17 protein-coding genes and 2 pseudogenes are annotated in these 19,653 nt (G+C 72.0%); 12 read left to right on the top strand and 7 right to left on the bottom strand.

What is annotated here, in order from left to right:
- The first annotated feature begins 102 nt into the window (after positions 1-102).
- The 5 genes from ACWD1U_RS29575 to ACWD1U_RS29555 all read left to right on the top strand — a co-directional run bounded on the left by ACWD1U_RS29575 (position 103) and on the right by ACWD1U_RS29555 (position 7,051).
- Positions 103-1,326 (top strand): sensor histidine kinase, encoded by a 1,224-nt coding sequence (locus ACWD1U_RS29575; RefSeq protein ID WP_451112059.1) that lies wholly within the window; start codon positions 103-105, stop codon positions 1,324-1,326.
- Positions 1,327-1,470: 144 nt separating this feature from the next.
- A complete protein-coding gene (locus ACWD1U_RS29570; protein WP_451112058.1) occupies positions 1,471-2,832 on the top strand; it encodes a sensor histidine kinase in 1,362 nt (453 codons plus the stop codon).
- 342 nt (positions 2,833-3,174) lie between these two features.
- Positions 3,175-3,846 carry a LuxR C-terminal-related transcriptional regulator gene (locus ACWD1U_RS29565; RefSeq protein WP_451112056.1) on the top strand — a complete coding sequence of 224 codons (672 nt, stop codon included), beginning with the start codon at positions 3,175-3,177 and terminating at the stop codon, positions 3,844-3,846.
- Between the two features lie 204 nt (positions 3,847-4,050).
- The gene (locus ACWD1U_RS29560; protein WP_451112055.1) at positions 4,051-5,979 is read left to right on the top strand and encodes a 2-oxoacid:acceptor oxidoreductase subunit alpha; all 1,929 of its coding nucleotides are present in this window, start codon (positions 4,051-4,053) and stop codon (positions 5,977-5,979) included.
- Positions 5,972-7,051, top strand: a complete 1,080-nt coding sequence (locus tag ACWD1U_RS29555) for a 2-oxoacid:ferredoxin oxidoreductase subunit beta (RefSeq protein ID WP_451112053.1) — start codon at positions 5,972-5,974, stop codon at positions 7,049-7,051. Before ACWD1U_RS29560 ends, ACWD1U_RS29555 begins: the two co-directional genes overlap by 8 nt.
- 34 nt (positions 7,052-7,085) lie before the next feature.
- Here ACWD1U_RS29555 and ACWD1U_RS29550 read toward each other — a convergent pair whose 3' ends face one another.
- Positions 7,086-7,463: a winged helix-turn-helix transcriptional regulator gene (locus ACWD1U_RS29550; protein WP_451112052.1), complete on the bottom strand. Its 378-nt coding sequence runs from the start codon at positions 7,461-7,463 to the stop codon at positions 7,086-7,088.
- A 92-nt stretch (positions 7,464-7,555) separates the two neighbouring features.
- On the opposite strand from ACWD1U_RS29550, the gene ACWD1U_RS29545 reads away from it, so the two are divergent.
- Together ACWD1U_RS29545 and rarD are read left to right on the top strand one after the other, a co-directional pair.
- On the top strand, positions 7,556-8,410 hold the full coding sequence (locus tag ACWD1U_RS29545; protein ID WP_451112051.1) for an SDR family oxidoreductase: 855 nt from the start codon (positions 7,556-7,558) through the stop codon (positions 8,408-8,410).
- A 131-nt stretch (positions 8,411-8,541) separates the two neighbouring features.
- Positions 8,542-9,555 carry an EamA family transporter RarD gene (gene rarD / locus ACWD1U_RS29540; RefSeq protein WP_451112049.1) on the top strand — a complete coding sequence of 338 codons (1,014 nt, stop codon included), beginning with the start codon at positions 8,542-8,544 and terminating at the stop codon, positions 9,553-9,555.
- A gap of 80 nt (positions 9,556-9,635) precedes the next feature.
- Here the strand turns inward: rarD and ACWD1U_RS29535 are convergent.
- Positions 9,636-9,917: pseudogene (locus ACWD1U_RS29535) on the bottom strand (MFS transporter); the annotation flags it as partial.
- A gap of 524 nt (positions 9,918-10,441) precedes the next feature.
- Positions 10,442-11,065 (bottom strand): CGNR zinc finger domain-containing protein, encoded by a 624-nt coding sequence (locus tag ACWD1U_RS29530; protein WP_451112047.1) that lies wholly within the window; start codon positions 11,063-11,065, stop codon positions 10,442-10,444.
- A gap of 21 nt (positions 11,066-11,086) precedes the next feature.
- Here ACWD1U_RS29530 and ACWD1U_RS29525 point away from each other — a divergent pair, with 21 nt between their 5' ends.
- Both ACWD1U_RS29525 and ACWD1U_RS29520 read left to right on the top strand, forming a co-directional pair.
- Positions 11,087-11,560 carry a VOC family protein gene (locus tag ACWD1U_RS29525; protein WP_451112046.1) on the top strand — a complete coding sequence of 158 codons (474 nt, stop codon included), beginning with the start codon at positions 11,087-11,089 and terminating at the stop codon, positions 11,558-11,560.
- A 178-nt stretch (positions 11,561-11,738) separates the two neighbouring features.
- Positions 11,739-12,689, top strand: coding sequence for a M28 family metallopeptidase (locus ACWD1U_RS29520; RefSeq protein ID WP_451112044.1), 951 nt, complete (start codon positions 11,739-11,741; stop codon positions 12,687-12,689).
- A 16-nt stretch (positions 12,690-12,705) separates the two neighbouring features.
- Here ACWD1U_RS29520 and ACWD1U_RS29515 read toward each other — a convergent pair whose 3' ends face one another.
- Positions 12,706-13,917, bottom strand: coding sequence for a tetratricopeptide repeat protein (locus ACWD1U_RS29515; RefSeq protein WP_451112043.1), 1,212 nt, complete (start codon positions 13,915-13,917; stop codon positions 12,706-12,708).
- Between the two features lie 157 nt (positions 13,918-14,074).
- On the opposite strand from ACWD1U_RS29515, the gene ACWD1U_RS29510 reads away from it, so the two are divergent.
- From ACWD1U_RS29510 to ACWD1U_RS29500, 3 genes are all read left to right on the top strand, one after another.
- Positions 14,075-14,578 carry a DUF6668 family protein gene (locus ACWD1U_RS29510; protein ID WP_451112041.1) on the top strand — a complete coding sequence of 168 codons (504 nt, stop codon included), beginning with the start codon at positions 14,075-14,077 and terminating at the stop codon, positions 14,576-14,578.
- A 53-nt stretch (positions 14,579-14,631) separates the two neighbouring features.
- Entirely contained in the window at positions 14,632-15,831 is a 1,200-nt protein-coding gene (locus ACWD1U_RS29505) for an amidase family protein (protein ID WP_451112040.1), read from the top strand.
- A gap of 84 nt (positions 15,832-15,915) precedes the next feature.
- A complete protein-coding gene (locus ACWD1U_RS29500) occupies positions 15,916-16,503 on the top strand; it encodes a flavodoxin family protein (RefSeq protein ID WP_451112038.1) in 588 nt (195 codons plus the stop codon).
- A gap of 68 nt (positions 16,504-16,571) precedes the next feature.
- Here ACWD1U_RS29500 and ACWD1U_RS29495 read toward each other — a convergent pair.
- From ACWD1U_RS29495 to ACWD1U_RS29485, 3 genes and pseudogenes are all read right to left on the bottom strand, one after another.
- A pseudogene (locus tag ACWD1U_RS29495) lies at positions 16,572-16,947 on the bottom strand (ATP-binding cassette domain-containing protein); the annotation flags it as partial.
- A 41-nt stretch (positions 16,948-16,988) separates the two neighbouring features.
- Entirely contained in the window at positions 16,989-18,215 is a 1,227-nt protein-coding gene (locus ACWD1U_RS29490; protein WP_451112036.1) for a LolA family protein, read from the bottom strand.
- A gap of 232 nt (positions 18,216-18,447) precedes the next feature.
- Entirely contained in the window at positions 18,448-19,458 is a 1,011-nt protein-coding gene (locus ACWD1U_RS29485; protein WP_451112034.1) for a polyprenyl synthetase family protein, read from the bottom strand.
- Positions 19,459-19,653 lie beyond the last annotated feature (195 nt).

The raw sequence follows: 19,653 nt of genomic DNA, 5'->3' as shown, positions 1-19,653 counted from the left end.
CAGCCCGTCACGGCCGGGCATACGGGGGTGGGGTTTTCCTCAGGCGATCCTGGCGGTCCGCCTCATGGCGCGGGCCGTGCGCCGCCGGGCACGCTTACGCACATGACCGAACGCTTCCCGTCCCCCGGTGCGAACGCGCCCGCGGGGGCAGCCGGGCAGGACGAGCACCCGCCGCCGCCCCGTTTCGCCTACGACCGGCACACCTGGAAGGAGATCGCGCACCTCCTGGCGAACTTACCGGTCGCGCTGCTCGGCTTCACCTACGTCATGACGGTGCTGTTCACCAGCTTCTGGCTGACCATCACGGTGATCGGCTTCCCGTTGCTCGCCGCCGGGCTCATGGGGGCGCGGCAGTTGGGCAGGATGGAGCGGGCGAGGGCCAGGGCGCTGCTCGGGGTGCGGGTGGACGAGCCGAGCCGGCTGCCGCTGCGCGGCTCGGGCGGGTTCCTGGCGCGGTTGGGGATGTCGCTGAAGGATCCGGTGGGCTGGCGCACGGCCCTGTACGAGTTCATACGGCTGCCGTGGGGCATCCTCACCTTCACGGTCACGCTGACGTCGCTGTTCGTGCTGTGGCCGGTGCTGCCGTTCATCGCGCGGGGCCTGGCCAACGCCGACCGGGCGATGGTGCGGGGGCTGCTGTCGCCTTCCGACGGGCTGGAGCGGCGCATCGCGGAGCTGGAGTCGGACCGGGGGGTCGTGGTCGACACGGCCGCCGCCGACCTGCGGCGCATCGAACGGGATCTGCACGACGGGGCGCAGGCCCGGCTGGTCAATCTGGCCATGGGGCTGGGCCTGGCCAAGGAGAAGGTGCTGGAGGATCCGGACGCGGCGGCGGCGATGGTCGAGGAGGCGCACGACGAGGTGAAACTGGCGCTTCAGGAGCTGCGGGACCTGGCCCGTGGGATCCACCCGGCGGTCCTGACCGACCGCGGTCTGGACGCGGCACTGTCCTCGGTCGCCTCGCGCTGCACGGTCCCCGTGAAGGTGACGGTCGATCTGCCCGCGCGGCCGGCCGCGGCCATCGAGGGCATCGCCTACTTCACCGTCTCGGAACTGCTGCAGAACGTCAGCAAGCACAGCCGGGCGAAGTCGGCGTCGGTCGACGTGTGGCGGACGGACGACCGGCTGCTCATACAGGTGTGGGACGACGGCCGCGGTGGCGCGAGCCTCGACGGCGGTACGGGGATGAAGGGCCTGGCCGACCGGCTGGGCGCCGTCGACGGCCTGTTCGTCCTGGAGTCGCCCTCCGGCGGTCCGACGACGGTCACGGCGGAGCTGCCCTGGCGCGACCGCAGCTCCGACTCCGGCACGGGCGGCACCCACTAGCTCCGCGCATCTCCGGCCGGCGGGCCGAAGGTGGGGAAAACCCCCCGTCCAAGACGCCGACGGACTTCATGGTCCGTCGACCTGCGGCGGAGCAGGGTGGAGGTACGAGGGAGCAGCCGCAGGACGAGGAGAGGGACGGCGCCGATGGCCACGGAGTACGGACAGGGGTACGGGTTCGACAGCGAGTCCGGGTTCCGCGGGAGCACCGAACGGCGGCGCCGGCTGCCCGCCGCGCTGCGGGCGCCGGTCGAGGGCCGCACCTGGCGCGAGCTCGGCTACGTGCTGCTCAGCCTGCCCATCAGCATCCTGCTGTTCACCTACGCGGTCACGATGGTGTCGCTGGGGGCGGGCCTGCTGGTGACGTTCCTCGGCGTACCGGTGCTGGCGGCGGCGCTCGCCGGGTGCCGCGGGCTCGGGGCGCTGGAGCGGATGCGGGCGCGGACGCTGCTGGGCCTGGAGGTGGCCGAGCCGGAGCCGCTGCGGGTGCGGAATCCGGGCGCCATGGCGTGGATGGGGGCCGTCCTCAAGAGCGGCGCCTCGTGGCGGGCGCTGCTGTACTCGGTGCTGCAGCTGCCCTGGGCGGTGTTCTCGTTCGTGGTCGCCGTGACCGTGTGGGCGCTGGGCTGGACGCTGCTGACGTATCCGCTGTGGTTCTGGGTGTTCCCCTTGTACGCCGGTCAGGACGGGATACAGCTGTACGGCGACGAGACGCACCGGGTGTACCTGGACAACCCCTTCGAGATCACGGTGACCGCGCTGGTGGGGCTGCTGTTCACGATCGCCACGCCGTGGATCGTGCGGGCGCTGACGATGGTGGACCGGCTGATGGTGCACGGGCTGCTCGGGCCGTCGCGGCTGGCCTCGCGGGTGGTGGAGCTGGAGTCGGACCGTGGCGTCGTGGTCGACACGGCCGCCGCCGACCTGCGGCGCATCGAGCGGGATCTGCACGACGGGGCGCAGGCCCGGCTGGTCAGTCTGGCCATGGGGCTGGGTCTGGCCAAGGAGAAGTTGCGGGAGGATCCGGAGGAGGCCGTGCGGATGGTGGACGAGGCGCACGGCGAGGTGAAGACGGCGCTGCAGGAGCTGCGGGACCTGGCCCGGGGGATCCACCCGGCGGTGCTGACGGACCGGGGGCTGGACGCGGCGCTGTCGGCGGTGGCGTCACGGTGCACGGTGCCGGTGCAGGTCGAGGTCGATCTGGCGGAGCGGCCGGCGCCGGCGATCGAGGGGATCGCGTACTTCACCGTGTCGGAGTTGCTGCAGAACATCAGCAAGCACGCGCGGGCGACCTGGGCGGGCGTGGAGGTCTGGCGCACGGCGGACCGGCTGATGCTGCAGGTCGTGGACAACGGCGTGGGCGGGGCCGACCTCTACCAGGGGGCCGGTCTCGCGGGGCTGGCGGAACGGCTCGACGCGGTGGACGGGATCCTGGTGGTGGACTCGCCGGCGGGCGGGCCGACCCGGGTGACGGCGGAGCTGCCGTGGCGGGGTGAGCGCGTGCGGTGACCCCCGGTCGAGGGCGTCGCGGGGCCCCGTCTCTGTGACCCCACCAGGCGGCTCCGCCCCTGTGACCCCACCAGGCGGCCCGGTCCCTGTGCCCCCACCAGGCGGCCCGGTCCCTGTGCCCCACCGGGCGGCCCGCCCCCGACCCCCGGCCCTCACGACCCGCCACACCCGACCCGGTCGGACAACAGGCCCTCACCCTTCCCGGTCCGGTCCGGTCGGACAAGAAGCCGGTCCTCCCTCCATCCGCGCCGGGATCCTGAAATGCTGGGCGTGTCGCACGGGTGGGCGCGGAGCCGTTGTGGGCTGCGGACGGGCGGCGTCGGGCTGTGGGGAGCCAACATCGTGGAGGACAGGGTGCGGGTGGTCATCGCCGAGGATTCGGTGCTGCTCAGGGAGGGCCTGACCCGGTTGCTGACCGACCGCGGGCACGAGGTCGTCGCCGGGGTCGGTGACGGCGAGGCGCTGATCAAGACCATCACGGAATTGGACGCGCAGGGCGAGCTGCCGGACGTGGTCGTGGCCGACGTGCGGATGCCCCCGACGCACACCGACGAAGGGGTGCGGGCGTCGGTGCAGCTGCGCAAGGCGCATCCCGGGCTGGGTGTGCTGGTGCTGTCGCAGTACGTGGAGGAGCGGTACGCCACGGAGCTGCTGGCGGGGTCCAGCCGGGGCGTCGGCTATCTGCTGAAGGACCGCGTGGCCGAGGTGCGGGAGTTCGTGGACGCGGTGGTCCGGGTGGCCGAGGGCGGCACGGCCCTGGATCCGGAGGTGGTCGCGCAGTTGCTGGGCCGCAGCCGTAAGCAGGACGTGCTGGCGGGGCTCACCCCGCGGGAGCGGGAGGTGCTGGGGCTGATGGCCGAGGGGCGGACGAACTCGGCGATCGCCCGGCAGCTCGTGGTCAGCGACGGGGCGGTCGAGAAGCACGTAAGCAACATCTTCCTCAAGCTGGGGCTGTCCCCGAGCGAGGGCGACCACCGCAGGGTGCTGGCCGTGCTGACGTACCTCAATTCCTGAGCGAACCGGGAGACGAGTGGCGAGCGTCTCCAGGGACGGAGTCGGGTGCGGAAACCAGGACAAGCCAGGACGCGAGGTCGTCTCAAAATCGTGTCCAACATGCGAATCACCCGAAGAAGGCGACCCCCGCGGTCGTAGGGTTGATCCAGGGAGGCCTGCGGGAAGGCCTGCCCCGGACAGCCGCCTCGAGGGAGGTCCAGTTCAGTGACCAGCCAGGTCAGTAGCCCAGCGGAGCAGGCCGACGGATCAGTCGCAGGAGAGCAGCGCAAAGCGGTGGGAGCGAAGGACGTCCGTCGCCTCGACCGGGTGATCATCAGGTTCGCGGGGGACTCGGGTGACGGTATGCAGCTCACCGGTGACCGTTTCACCTCGGAGACGGCGTCGTTCGGCAACGACCTGTCGACGCTGCCGAACTTCCCGGCCGAGATCCGGGCGCCCGCCGGGACCCTGCCGGGTGTGTCGTCCTTCCAGCTGCACTTCGCCGACCACGACATCCTCACCCCGGGTGACGCGCCGAACGTGCTGGTGGCGATGAACCCGGCCGCCCTGAAGGCCAACATCGGCGACCTGCCGCGCGGCGCGGAAGTGATCGTCAACACGGACGAGTTCACCAAGCGGGCGATGCAGAAGGTCGGCTACGAGACCAGTCCGCTGGAGGACGGGTCGCTGGACGGCTACCACCTGCACCCGGTGCCGCTGACCACGCTGACCGTGGAGGCGCTGAAGGAGTTCGACCTCACCCGCAAGGAGGCCGAGCGCAGCAAGAACATGTTCGCGCTGGGCCTGCTGAGCTGGATGTACCACCGGCCCACCGAGGGCACGGAGAGGTTCCTCAAGTCGAAGTTCGCGAAGAAGCCGGACATCGCGGCGGCCAACATCGCCGCGTTCCGGGCCGGCTGGAACTTCGGCGAGACGACGGAGGACTTCGCCGTCTCCTACGAGGTCGCCCCGGCGGCCACGGCGTTCCCGCCCGGCGTCTACCGCAACATCTCCGGCAACCTCGCCCTGTCCTACGGGCTGATCGCCGCGAGCCGGCAGGCGGACCTGCCGCTGTACCTGGGGTCGTACCCGATCACCCCGGCGTCGGACATCCTGCACGAGCTGAGCAAGCACAAGAACTTCGGTGTGCGGACCTTCCAGGCCGAGGACGAGATCGCCGGGATCGGCGCGGCGCTGGGCGCGGCCTTCGGCGGATCGCTGGCCGTGACCACGACGAGCGGGCCCGGTGTGGCGCTGAAGTCGGAGACGATCGGCCTCGCGGTCTCGCTGGAACTGCCGCTGCTGATCGTGGACATCCAGCGCGGTGGCCCGTCGACGGGTCTGCCCACCAAGACCGAGCAGGCGGACCTGTTGCAGGCGATGTTCGGGCGCAACGGCGAGGCTCCGGTGCCGGTGGTCGCCCCGCGCACCCCGGCGGACTGCTTCGACGCCGCGCTGGAGGCGGCGCGGATCGCGCTGACGTACCGGACGCCGGTGTTCCTGCTCTCCGACGGTTACCTGGCCAACGGCTCCGAGCCCTGGCGGATCCCGGACCTGGAGGAGCTGCCGGACCTGCGGGTGCGGTTCGCGCAGGGTCCGAACCACACCCTCGACGACGGCACCGAGGTGTTCTGGCCCTACAAGCGCGACCCGCAGACGCTCGCCCGCCCGTGGGCGGTCCCCGGGACGCCGGGTCTGGAGCACCGGATCGGCGGCATCGAGAAGGAGGACGGCACGGGCAACATCTCCTACGCCCCGGCCAACCACGACTTCATGGTGCGCACCCGGCAGGCGAAGGTGGACGGCATCGACGTCCCGGACCTCGAGGTGGACGACCCGGACGGCGCCGGGACCCTGGTCCTGGGCTGGGGGTCGACGTACGGGCCGATCACGGCGGCGGTGCGGCGGCTGCGCAGGGCCGGGGAGTCCGTCGCGCAGGCGCATCTGCGCCACCTCAACCCCTTCCCGCGCAATCTGGGCGCCGTGCTGGAGCGTTACGACAAGGTGGTGATCCCCGAGATGAACCTCGGGCAGCTCGCCACGCTCATCCGGGCGAAGTACCTGGTCGACGTCCACTCGTACAACCAGGTCAACGGCATGCCGTTCAAGGCGGAGCAGCTCGCCGCGGCTGTGAAGGAGGCCATCGATGGCTGAGACGTCCACGCACGGCACGGGCACCGTCGAGGCGCTCTCCCTCGTCCCCAAGGCCGAGGGCAGGCAGTCGATGAAGGACTTCAAGTCCGATCAGGAAGTGCGCTGGTGCCCCGGCTGCGGCGACTACGCCATCCTCGCCGCGGTGCAGGGCTTCATGCCCGAACTGGGCCTGGCGAAGGAGAACATCGTCTTCGTCTCGGGCATCGGCTGCTCCTCCCGGTTCCCGTACTACATGAACACGTACGGGATGCATTCCATCCACGGCCGCGCCCCGGCCATCGCCACGGGCCTGGCGAGCTCCCGCAGGGACCTGTCGGTGTGGGTGGTCACCGGTGACGGCGACGCGCTGTCCATCGGCGGGAACCACCTGATCCACGCGCTGCGCCGCAACGTCAACCTCAAGATCCTGCTGTTCAACAACCGGATCTACGGTCTGACCAAGGGCCAGTACTCGCCGACCTCCGAGGTCGGGAAGATCACCAAGTCGACGCCCATGGGCTCGCTGGACGCGCCCTTCAACCCGGTGTCGCTGGCGATCGGCGCGGAGGCCTCGTTCGTGGCGCGGACGGTGGACTCCGACCGCAAGCACCTGACGGAGGTACTGCGCCAGGCCTCCGCCCACCAGGGCACGGCCCTGATCGAGATCTACCAGAACTGCAACATCTTCAACGACGGCGCCTTCGACGCCCTGAAGGACAGGCAGCAGGCCGAGGATGCCGTGATCCGGCTGGAGCACGGCAAGCCGATCCGGTTCGGCGCCGACCAGGCCAAGGGTGTCGTACGGGACCGGTCGACCGGTGATCTGAAGGTCGTCGTGGTGACGCCGGAGAACGAGGATGAGGTGCTCGTCCACGACGCGCACTCCTCGTCCCCGACCACGGCGTTCGCGCTGTCCCGGCTCGCCGACCCGGACACGCTGCACCACACCCCGATCGGTGTCCTGCGCTCCGTCGACCGGCCCGTCTACGACACGCAGATGGCCGACCAGCTCGATACCGCGATCGAGCAGCACGGCAAGGGCGACCTGGGCGCGCTGCTGGCGGGCGGCGACACCTGGACGGTCGTCGGCTGACCCACCGGAACACCCACCACGAGGCCCGGGACCGCTAGGAGGCGGCCCGGGCCTCGTCGTACGCCCGCCGCGCCCGCTCCACGTCGTCCATGCGCCGGTGCGTCCACTGCGCGAGGGCCCGGACCTGCTCGGCGGCTTCGCGGCCCAGGCCGGTCAGGGAGTAGTCGACGCGCGGCGGGATGACCGGCTTGGCGTCGCGGTGGACCAGCCCGTCACGCTCCAGGGTCTGGAGGGTCTGCGTGAGCATCTTCTCGCTGACCCCCCGGCCTGATCCGCTGATCGCCCGGCGCAGCTCGCTGAACCGGTACGGGCGGTCCAGGAGCTCGATCAGGACGAGCACGCCCCAGCGGCTGGTGACGTGCTCCAGGACCAGCCGGTACGGGCACAGGGCTTCACTCTCACTTACCTGCATGCCAGTACCTTACTTCAAAGTGGGTACTTTCCAAGAGTTAGCGCACCGCCTAGGGTTAGTGTCATCGCACCCCAGAAGGAGAGTCCATCACCATGAGCATCGTCGTCACCGGAGCCACCGGAAATCTCGGCCGTCACGTCGTGGAGCAGCTGCTGGAGAAGGTCCCCGCAGAGCAGATCACCGCGGTCGCGCGCAACGCGGAGAAGGCCGCCGACTTCGCGGACCGCGGTGTGAAGATCGCACCGGCCGACTACAACGCCCCCGGCTCCTTCGACGGCCTCTTCTCCGCCGGTGACAAGGTGCTGCTGGTCTCCGGCAACGAGTTCGACAAGGGGCGCGTGCAGCAGCACAAGGTCGTCATCGACGCCGCCAGGGCGGCCGGTGTCGCCCTGCTCGCCTACACCAGCGCCCCCGGCAGCCTGACCGCCGCGCTCGCCGACGACCACCGCGGCACCGAGGAGATCCTGCTCGACTCCGGCGTGCCCTACACGCTGCTGCGCAACGGCTGGTACCACGAGAACTACACCGAGAACCTCGCCCCGGTGCTGGAGCACAACGCGGTCGTCGCAGCCGCCGGTGAGGGCAAGGTCTCCTCCGCCGCCCGCGCCGACTACGCCGCTGCCGCCGTCGCCGTGCTGACCGGCGAGGGGCACGAGAACAAGACGTACGAGCTGGGCGGCGACACTCCGTGGAGCTTCGCCGAGTACGCGGCCGAGCTGAGCCGGCAGACCGGCCGGGACATCGCCTACAACGCCGTCTCCCCCGAGGTCCTGGTCGGGATCCTGACCGGCGCGGGTGTGCCCGAGCCGTTCGCCCAGATCCTCGCGGGTGTCGACGCGGCCATCGAGAAGGGCCAGCTGGTCGTCTCCACCGGTGATCTCTCCCGCCTGACCGGCCGCCCGACCACGCCGTTCTCCGAGGCCATCGCCACCGCGCTCAAGGGCTGAACCCCCGTCGGGCCCTTGATCGCCACACCCCCGGACTGTCATGACCGTATGCCGATACGAGCATGACAGCCGGGGGCGCCCGGCGTTACCGTCGTGCACGGGGGCACACGCCAGGCGCGAAGGAGGAGCCCTTGACCGGCAAGCCGAGGGGTGAGCGGCACACAGGACTGCTGAACGGCTTCGCGGCCTACGGCATGTGGGGGCTCGTGCCCCTGTTCTGGCCCCTGCTGAAGCCCGCCGGCGCGTTGGAGATCCTGGCCCATCGGATGGTGTGGTCCCTGGTCTTCGTCGGCGCGGCCCTGCTCGTGCTGCGCCGCTGGGCCTGGGCCGGTGAACTGCTCCGGCAGCCGCGCAAGCTGGCGCTGATCACGGTGGCCGCGGCGGTCATCACCGTCAACTGGGGCCTGTACATCTGGTCCGTGAACTCCGGGCACGTCGTCGAGGCCTCGCTCGGGTACTTCATCAACCCGCTGGTCACCATCGCGATGGGCGTGCTGCTGCTGAAGGAGCGGCTGCGGCCGGTGCAGTGGGCGGCGGTCGGGACCGGCTTCGCCGCGGTCGTCGTCCTGACCGTCGGCTACGGCCGGCCGCCGTGGATCTCCCTCGCCCTCGCCTTCTCCTTCGCCGCCTACGGGCTGGTGAAGAAGAAGGTGAACCTCGGCGGCGTGGAGTCGCTCGCCGCCGAGACCGCGATCCAGTTCCTGCCCGCGCTCGCCTTCCTGGCGTGGCTGACCGCGCAAAGTGACTCCACCTTCGCCGCCGAGGGCGCGGGGCACGCGGCGCTGCTCGCCTCGGCCGGGATCGTCACCGCCCTGCCGCTGGTCTGCTTCGGCGCGGCCGCCATCCGTGTGCCCCTGTCCACCATCGGCCTGCTGCAGTACCTGACACCGGTCTTCCAGTTCCTGCTCGGCATCCTCTACTTCCACGAGGAGATGCCGCCGGAGCGCTGGGCCGGCTTCGTGCTGGTGTGGCTGGCGTTGACGCTGCTCACCTGGGACGCGTTGCGCACCGCCCGCCGCGCCTCCCGCACGGTCACCAGCGAGATCAGCGCGCCCAGCGCCACCAGGGCGACCGGCACGGACAGTGCCGCACGGAACGCCGACAGTGTGGCCTCGGGGCCGGACCCGGTGGACGTCAGGCCGTAGACGGCGGTCACCGCGGAGATACCGGCGGCGGAGCCGAACTGCGTCGCCGTGGCCAGCAGCCCGCCGGCCAGGCCCTGCTCCGACTCGGCGACCCCGTCGGTCGCCGCGATCGTCAGCGGCCCGGAGGCCAGGGCGAAGGCGAGGCCCGACAGGAACAGCGTCGGGAACATCGCGGCGTAGGACCAGTCCATGCCGATCGACAGGAACAGCGCGTAGGGGGCCAGGGCCAGGGCGAATCCGCCGACGATCACGCGGGCGTGGCCGAAGCGGGCGACCGGCCTCGGGGCGAGGACGGCGTCGATGCCCATGACGAGCAGGGCGACGGCGGTCTGGAGGGAGGACCAGCCGCGCAGTTCCTGCAGGGAGAGCGTGAGGCCGAACTGGAAGCCGAAGAAGGCGCCGAGGAACAGCAGCGCCCCAGGTCGGCGCGCATGACCGGTCCGTTACGGAGGATGCCGAGGCGGACCAGCGGGTCGAGGCAGCGGCGTTCGACCGCGCCGAAGGCGGCGCAGGAGCAGCGCCGCGAGGCCCGTGGCCAGGGTGATCGGCCAGTGGTGCAGGCCGTGCTCCAGGCGTACGACGGTGTAGGCGGCAAATCAGCATGGCGCCGGCGGCGGTGATCGCGCCGGGCAGGTCGAAGGTGCGCCGGCGGGCCGGCGGGGCGTCGCGCCGGGGGATCAGCCGTACGGCCGCCGCGAGCAGGGCCGCGGCCAGCAGCACGGGTGCGCCGAGGGCGGTCAGCTCGTACTCGACTCGCGGCGGCACCACCGGGTGCACCGTCCGCTTCACCAGGCCGTCCATCCTGAGTCCACGTCTCAGGAGCACCAGGACGAGATCGCCGCGGCCCGGTCCGCGTACGACGGCCGTGCCGCGGCGGCCGTGAAGGCTACGGCTTCGTGGGAGCCCGGCGGGCCCGGTGCGCCCGGACCTTCTCGCGGTTGCCGCAGTGCTCCATCGCGCACCAACGGCGGCGGCCCGGGCGGGAGGTGTCGACGAAGAGCAGGTAGCAGGTGTGGGCGCCGCATTCGCGGACGCGGTGGGCGTGGGGCCCGGTGAACAGGTCGATCGCGTCGCGGGCGACGGTCGAGAGCAGGTGGGTGCCGGTGGCGCCCGGGGCCCAGGCGCGGCTGCCGTCCGGCCGGATGCGGGCGACGAGCGGGGGTTCGGCCGCGGCGGCGTTGACGAGGTCGAGGTGGGCGGCCCGCAGGGGACGGCCGTGCGCGCGGTCGGCGGCGAGCGGGAACAGGGCGTCGCGCAGGGTGCGCGCACGCTCCAGTTCCTCGGCGGAGACGGTGAGGTCCAGCCCGTCCGGCAGCCGGCTCCGCCCGGCCCAGGCGGCCAGGTCGGCGGGCTCGTGCAGCACTTCCCAGCGCGCGAAGGCGCCGGGGCCGCCGGTCGTCAGCAGCTCCAGGCACAGGGCGCCGGGGTCGAAGCGGTACGGCTTCCCCTCGGACGAGACCAGCGTCAGGCCGTGCGTCCGCTCCGGCGTTTCCCCTGCGCGTCCACTCACCTAACCAGTATAAGTGGTTACATGACGCAGACACCGGCATCACCCGCTCCCGTGCACTGGAAGGTCGTCATCGACGCGAACGACCCGCACGCGCAGGCCGACTTCTGGGCCGCCGCCCTGAGGTACGAGGTCGAGGACAACAGCGCCCTCATCGAGAAGCTGATCCGCTTCGGCGCCGTCCCGGAGGAACTCGTCGTCGACTTCCACGGCCGTCGCGCCTTCCGGGACCTGGTCGCGGTGCGGCATCCCGAGGACCCGTTCGAGGAGGAGAGCGGGACCGGGCTGGGGCGGCGGCTGCTGTTCCAGCGGGTGCCGGAGGCGAAGGCGGCCAAGAACCGGCTCCACCTCGATCTGCACCCGGGCGAGGGGCGGAGCGAGGAGGAGATCGCGCGGCTGGAGGGGCTCGGAGCGAGCGTGCTGCGGCGGGTGAAGGAGCAGGGTGGCGAGTGGGCCGTGATGACGGACCCGGAGGGAAACGAGTTCTGCGTGCAGTGACGCGGGCCGCGTCCGTGACACCTCGGCCGGTTGCGCACTCACCGGTCGGCCATAACGCCTGTGTCCGTCAAGGCTCTTGACGGAGAGTCAGTACCAGCTTCACCATCCAGGCACCCCATTGACTCCGGGCTGCCCGTGGACACCCCACGGGCGGCCCGACGGAATTCGGAGCCCCCACATGAAGCTCTCCGTCTCCGCGCGCGCCGTCGCCGCGGGCGGCATGGCCACCGCCATGCTCCTGACCGGCGGTGCCGTGGCCGACGCCGCGTCCTCCGCTCCCCCCAGAGCGGCAGCCGCGCCGGACATCCCCCTGGCGAACGTCAAGAACCACCTGTCCCAGCTGCAGTCCATAGCCACCGCAAACGGGGGCAACCGCGCGCACGGCCGGGCGGGCTACAAGGCCTCGCTCGACTACCTGAAGGCCAAGCTGGACGCGGCCGGATTCACCACCACGGTCCAGCAGTTCACCGCCTCCGGCCGCACCGGCTACAACCTGATCGCCGACTGGCCCGGCGGGGACACGGGCCAGGTCGTGATGGCCGGCTCGCATCTCGACAGCGTCTCCTCCGGGCCCGGCATCAACGACAACGGCTCCGGCTCGGCCGCCGTCCTGGAAGCCGCCCTCGCCGTGTCACGGGCGCAGTACAAGCCCGCCAAGCATCTGCGGTTCGCCTGGTGGGGTGCGGAAGAACTCGGCATCGTCGGCTCCCGCCACTACGTCAGCCGCCTGTCCACCGGGGACCGTTCGCGGATCAGCGCCTACCTGAACTTCGACATGATCGGCTCCCCGAACCCCGGCTACTTCGTCTACGACGACGACCCGGCGATCGAGAAGACCTTCAAGGACTACTTCGGCGGCATCGGCGTCCCGACCGAGATCGAGACCGAGGGCGACGGCCGCTCCGACCACGCGCCCTTCAAGAGCGCGGGCGTGCCGGTGGGCGGCCTGTTCACCGGGGCGAGCCGGACGATGACGGCGGCGCAGGCGGCCAAGTGGGGCGGTACGGCGGGGCGGGCCTTCGACCGCTGCTACCACTCCTCCTGCGACACCACCGCCAACATCAACGACACCGCCCTGAACCGCAACAGCGACGCCCTGGCGTACGCGGTGTGGGAGCTGTCGGAATAGCCCCCGGGCAGCGCGCCTACCGGTTGCGGGCGCGCTCGGCGAGTCGGCCCATGCGGGCGCGGGCCGACTCCAGTTCCTCGATCTCCTCGGCGGCCGGGCCGCCCTCGGCGGCGAGTTCGGTCCACAGGCCGATCAGGCCGTGGCCCAACTCCAGCCCCACCGCCGGGTCGCGTACCGCACGCCAGGCGGTGGCCGCGCTCCGGACGTTGCCGTAGGCGGCCTCCGCGTCACCGGTGCGGCGGCGGGCACCGGCCAGGTCGAGCGACATCTGGAGGGCGCGGAGCGGGTCGGCCGCCAAGTAGGCGATGTACGCGTGGAGTTCCCGCAGCCGGAGCACCTCGGGGTGCTCCGGCCCCAGCGTCCCGGACGCCTCGGTGACGGTCTGCTCCGCCAGAGCGGCCGCCGCGTCGATCCGGCCCTCCTTCACGGCCTCGTTGATCCGCGCGACCGGCTCCGCGAGGAGCGCGGGGGTGCCGGGGGCGCCCGGGGCGGTGAGGGGTTCGTCGCCGAGTACGGCCTCCGCGACGGCGTCGAAGCCGCGCGGTGGGGTGGGCTTGGGGTCGGGATCCGCGGCGAGCAGGGCGGCCTCGGGGATCGACTCGGGTTGTGGCCCGGGGTAGGTCTCCGGGACGGGCAGCGGCCTCGCGTCCATGGGCGGGGGCGGGCCGAAGACGCCGACGGGGGGCGCGACGGTGCCGGGCGGTGTGACCGTGCCCGGGACCGCGTCTTCCGGTACGGCGCGCAGCTCGAAGGTCGGTTCGGGCTCATCCGCCTGCTGCGGTTCGGGCACCGCCCGCAGCGGGAACGTCGGGGCGGCGCCACGCTCCGGCACGGGGCGCAGGACGTGGGTGGCGTCGTCGTTGCGGGCGGGCTCCTGCTCGGCAGGTGCCGTACGTACCGGCTCGGCCGTGAAGTGGCTGGAGCCGTCCGGGTCGACCTGGAGCGGCACGACGTAGCCGATGCGCTCGTCGTTGATCGTGGCGCGGACGGGATGCCCGGTGGCCAGGGCGATGTGGTGGAGACGGTTCAGGACGGCCCGCTGGATCTCCTCGCCGGGGGCCGCGAAGACCGGGACCCCGCCGACCGACGCGCCGTCGGACGCCCCGCCCGGGCCCGCCGCGGGGTCCGCACCGGCCCCGGGGACATGGACGTCGATCGGTGCCGCCGGGGTCGCCGCGCGTGCGACCTGCTTCTGTTCCCGCGTCTTCTCGCGGCTGAGTCGAAACATCGTCCCCTCACTCGGCGTCGTCCACCCACTGTCGAGTGTGTCCGCTCGCCCCCGTTTCTCACGTCACCACGGTGTCACAGGCTCGTCCCAAGGACCGCCGGCCCGCGCCGGTCGTCAGGTAGGGCATGAAGATCGGAGTACGAGGGAGGAGAGGGGCATGCAGACAGGCAGGCGACAGGGACCGGAGATCTGGCTCCGCGGCCCGGCGACCACCCCCGAGCCGGTGCCGCCGGAGCCCGCGCCCGACCGTGCCGCGGCACGGCGCTTCTCCTGGGTCGGCACGCACGGCGGCGCGGGCGTCTCCACGCTCGCCGTGGTCTACGGCGGTCATGACAGCGGCCGCTCCTGGCCCGGGGCGGGCGCCCCCCGGTCGGTGCTGCTGGTCGCCCGGACGCACGCGGCCGGTCTGGACAGGGCCGCCGGGGTGGTGGAGGTCTTCCGTCGCGGGCAGGCTCCGCCGGAACTCGACCTCGCCGCCGTCGTCCTCGTGGCGGACGCCCCGGGCCGGCTGCCGCGCCCGCTCGCCCAACGGGTCAGGTCCCTCGAGTCGGTCATCGACGTGTACCGCGTGCCGTGGGTGCCGTCCTGGCGGCTAGGTGAACCGGGCCGTCCGCCACGCGAGACGGAGGCCCTGGCCCGTCTGACCGGAGCTGCGCGCTGACGGCCGTTTCCCTGTCGGCCGGGGACATCGCGGCGCGCGTACGGGCCCGGGAGGTGCGCGCGGTCGACGTGGTCGCGGCGGCGCTGGAGCGAATCGAGCGGGCCGATCCGGAGCTGTGCGCGTTCATCGAGGTGTGGGGCGAGGAGGCGGTGCGGCGAGCGGGCGAGGTGGACGCGCGACTCGTCCGGCGTTCCGGGGCGTTCCCTCGTACGAGTGGACGCGTCGGCACCGGGCAGGTCCCCCGCACGAGCGAAGCCGACAGCTCCGGGGTGGGAGGGCCGCTGCCGCTGGCAGGCGTGCCGATCGCCGTGAAGGGGCGGCACGGGCTGCGTGCGGCGGGGCCGCTGCTCGCCGCCGGGTGTGTCGCCGTGGGGGCGACCTCCGTACCCGGGCCGGGAACGGCCTGGCAGACCTGGGGGCTCGGGGCCCGGGGTCGGACCGTCAATCCGTGGCGGGCCGACCGGACGCCCGGGGGTTCCTCGGCCGGGGCCGCGGTGGCGGTGGCGGCCGGTCTGGTGCCGCTGGCGACCGGCAGCGACGGGGCCGGGTCGGTGCGGATCCCGGCGGCCTGGTGCGGGGTCGTCGGGCTGAAGGCCACGGGCGGACGGCTGCCCTCCGCCGACCGTACGGGGCTTGCGGCCCCCGGTGTGCTCGCCCGCTCGGCATCGGACGCGGCGCTGTGGTGGCGCGCGGTGTCCCGGGAACCGTCGCCGGCGGAAGCGGCCCTCCCCGTCACCGCCGCATGGTCCCCCGACCTCGGTTTCGCCGGGCCCGAACCGGAGCCGGTCGCTCTCGCCCGGGCGGCGGTGGAACGGCTCCAGGCGGCCGGTGTCGTACGGCTCGTGCGGCCGCGGGTGCCGTTGCGGCTCATGGACCCCGGGCCCGCGTGGCTCGCGTTGCGCACGCCCGGTGCCGGCCGGGCGGGAACCGGTCCAGCACCCGGCCTGGACCTGTCCGTTGCCCACCGGGTCCGGGCGGAGAACGACCGGCGGCTGGCGGAGCTGTTCGCCGGTGCCGAGTTGCTGCTGACCCCGACGGCACCCACGGCACCGCACGGCCACGAGGGGCCCGGGGACCGCTACTCCACCTCGCTCACCTGGGCGTTCAACCTCAGCGGACATCCGGCGCTGAGCGTCCCCGCGGGGTTCGGCGGCGACGGCTGCCCGGCCGGGCTGCAACTGGTGGCGTCGCACGGGCGGGAGGCGTTGCTGCTGGCCGTGGCGCACGCGGCGGAGACGCGCGCCGCGAGTTGATGGACACCCCTGGCGGATTTACTTGCACGCGCATAAGCTGCATGCGCGTGTAATTGACATACGACGAGTTTCAGGGGGACCACCATGACCCGCCGCTTCCTTTTCGTCCTGGGCAGTGCCCGCGCCGAGGGCAACTCCGAACTGCTGGCCCGCAAGGCCGCCGAGCAACTGCCCGCAGACGTCGAACAGCAGTGGCTCGACCTCACCGCGCATCCGGTACCGGACTTCGAGGACCTGCGGCACGACAGCGACCACGTCCGCCCCACCGAGGGCAATGTGGCCCTGCTGCTCGACGCCACGCTCGCCGCGACCGACATCGTGATCGTCACGCCCCTGTACTGGTACTCGGTCTCCGCGCACACCAAGCGCTACCTGGACTACTGGTCGGGCTGGCTGCGCACGCCCGGACTCGACTTCAAGGCGACCCTGGCCGGACGCACGCTGTGGGGTGTCACCGCCCTCGCGCACCGGGAGGAGGTCGTCGCCGACCCGCTGGTCGGGACACTCCACAACTCGGCCGCGTACATGGGGATGCGCTTCGGCGGGGTGCTGCTCGGCAACGGCAGCAAGCCCGGTGACGTGCTGAACGACACCGAGGCGCTGACCAGGGCGAAGACGTTCTTCGCGCAGGAGGCACCGCTCGCCCGGTTCCTGTACGAGCAGGACGCCTAAGGGGTCCATGCACTATGCCCGCCCGGGTCGCGTGGTCCGGCGCCTTGCGATGCACGGCACCAGACCACGCGACCTGATCGGACGCTCATAGTGCATGGACCCCTAGACCGTGACGTCCTGAGGGCACCGGCGTGCGGCAGCACGGACCGGGTGACCCGGGGCATCGGCTGCCCGAGGACCCGGGCCGTGCCGGAGGTGGGCTCGATGAGGCCCATCAGCATGCGGATCGTGGTGGTCTTGCCGGCGCCGTCGGGGCCAAGGAAGCCGAAGACGCTGCCCGCCAGGACGGTCAGGTCGACCGTCGACGGCGAGCTGTCCGCCGCGGTAGCGCTTGGTGAGCGCGCGGGTGGCGAAGACCGGTGCCCCGGCCGCGGCGCCCGCGCCGCTCTCCCCCGGGCCGGGCGCCGACCCGGTCTCCGGCTCCGCGGCGGGCGGTTCGGCCACCGGCTTCCTCGTTCTCTCCGCGTCCCGCACGGGTACGGGACCTACTTCCCGGCGTCGGCCGCCTTCACGAGCGCGTCCTTGGTGACCGCGCCCACGTAGACCTTGCCGTCGTCGGTGATGAGGGCGTTGATCAGGCGGGTCGAGAAGACCGTGCCGGAGCCGAACTTGCCGGTGACCTTGTCACCGAGCGAGTCCATGAAGCCGCCGAGGTCGCCTCCGGCCTTGCCGGAGGGCACGCCCTTGCCGCCGGTGTCGAAGGTTGCTATGGCGTTCCAGCCCTCGCCGATGGTCTTCATGCCGTCGAGGCCCTCGCCGAGGCGCTCCTCGCCCTTCGGGGCGTGCTTGCGTGCCTCGCCCTTGTCGGAGGTCTTGCCGGGCGCCTCGCGGGACGCCTTCTCCTCGGTGACCTTCGCACCCTTGGGCGGGGTGAAGTCGAAGGTCGAGGCGGCCGGCTCGGCGAAGCTGACCTTGGTGAAGCCCGCGTCGACGACGGCCGAGCCGCCGCCCGCCGGAGTCAGGGTGAACTTCAGCGGCATGCCGGTCTTCGCGTCCACCGCCACGGTGACCGCGCCGACCGTCGAACCGGACTGCTTCGGCTTGATGACGAGCTTGTAGGCGTCCCGGTCGGCGACCCGGGCGGTGCCGTCCACGGTCACGGAGGTCGTGCCGTCGACGGCCTTGAGGGCCTCCTCCGCGAAGTCCTTCGGCATGGCAGGAGGCTGGGCCCTGTCGCGCTTCGGGCTCTCGGAGACGGTGCCGTGGTAGACCTCGTTGGACTTGCTGTCGTAGCCCCAGACGTCCTTGCCGTTGTGGATGACGCTGTACTCGGCGGCGTTCTCCAGCAGCGACAGCTTCTGCCGGTCCGGGCCGTCGGCGGCGACGCGCAAGGTGTGCGTGCCGGAGGCCAGTTCCGTGAGCTTGGCCGTCGGGTCGGCGGACGAGCCGCCCTCACCCCGGCCCGCGGCGCCGGACATCAGGCCGGACTCCAGGCCGCCGAGGTTCGGCAGACCGAGGTCGGTGCTGATCTTCACCGTGCCGGACAGCTGCTCGACGTCCGACTTCGCGATCTTCTCGATGAGCTGCTGTGCGGTGATCTTCGGGAGGTCGGGGTCGCCGGAGTCGGCCAGTGCGGGGACCAGGCCGATCGTCGCGGCCGCCACCCCCATGACCGTGACCGGGACGATGTACCGCGCGGCTTTGCGCCGCCCGGAGCGCTGCTCGTCGCCCTCCCCGCCGGTCGTGCTGTCGTCGGATGCGTACGGTGCCATGTGTGCCCTACCTCCGTGGTCGGCGGCGGCTGTCCGTGTCGTCCACGCACTCGTCCCTGAGCCGCCATTCTCACCCGAACAGGTGAGGAGTGGTGTTTTCCGTGGTTTCCATCTGACCAAATCGGCCAGGGAGATACGTCAGACCCCGGACTCAACTCCGCGTACTGCTGGGGTATGACACGGAGGGGCGGCTTCTCCCCCGACCCGTAGGGGTCGTGCGGGCAGGACGTGCTCAGCCGGCCCGGTGCACCACCGCGTCACACAGCTCCAGCAGCGCCGTCCTGGCGGCGCACTCCGGCAGGGGCGCCAGCGCCGAGCGGGCGTCCTGGGCGTAGCGGACGGTGTCCCGCCGGGCCTGCTCCAGCGCCGGGTGGGCCCGCAGCAGGCGCAGGGCCTCGGCGTGCCGGGCGTCGTCGGTGAGGTCGGAGTCCAGCAGCTCGCACAGGGCGACGTCCTCGGCGAGGCCGAGCCGGGCCGCCCGCTCGCGCAGCCGCAGCACCGGCAGCGTGGGGATGCCCTCGCGCAGGTCGGTGCCGGGGGTCTTGCCGGACTCGTGGGAGTCGGAGGCGATGTCCAGGACGTCGTCCGCGAGCTGGAAGGCGACGCCGAGCCGCTCGCCGTACTGGGTCAGCACGTCCACGACCGTGTCGTCGGCGCCGGACATCATCGCGCCGAACCGGCACGACACGGCGACCAGCGAGCCGGTCTTGCCGCCCAGCACGTCCAGGTAGTGCTCGACGGGGTCGCGGCCGTCCTGCGGCCCGGCCGTCTCCAGGATCTGACCGGTCACCAGTCGCTCGAACGCCTCCGCCTGCACCCGCACGGCCTCCGGGCCGAGGTCGGCCAGGATGTGCGAGGCGCGGGCGAAGAGGAAGTCGCCGGTGAGGACCGCGACGGAGTTGCCCCAGCGGGCGTTCGCGCTCGCGACGCCGCGGCGCACGGCGGCCTCGTCCATCACGTCGTCGTGGTACAGCGTGGCGAGGTGGGTCAGCTCCACGACGACGGCAGAGGGCACGATCCCGGGGGCGTGCCGGTCACCGAACTGGGCGGAGAGCATCACGAGCAGCGGCCGGAACCGCTTGCCGCCGGCCCGCACCAGATGCTGGGCGGCCTCCGTGATGAAGGGCACCTCACTCTTGGTGGCCTCGAGCAAGCCTTCCTCGACAGCCGTCAGTCCGGCCTGGACATCGGCTTCCAGAGCCTGGTCCCGCACGCTCAGCCCGAACGGCCCGACGTCGGTCACGAGGGGTCTCCTGTCTGCTGGTGTCTGCCGGATGATTACGCGGATTGTCGATAGGTCGCTGCCCTCACTCGAGTCAGCGTATCCGGTCACGTTTCGATCACTGTCAGCGCCCGTGGTTACAGGCCGGGTGGTATCCGATCAGGAGCGCCATGTTTTCGATCAGCTCATAAGAGCAGACATTTATCGACTTACCAG

The organism is Streptomyces sp. NPDC002788 (assembly GCF_053592115.1).
Note: the sequence above shows the minus strand (reverse complement) of the source record. Positions and strands in the feature narration are given on the sequence as shown.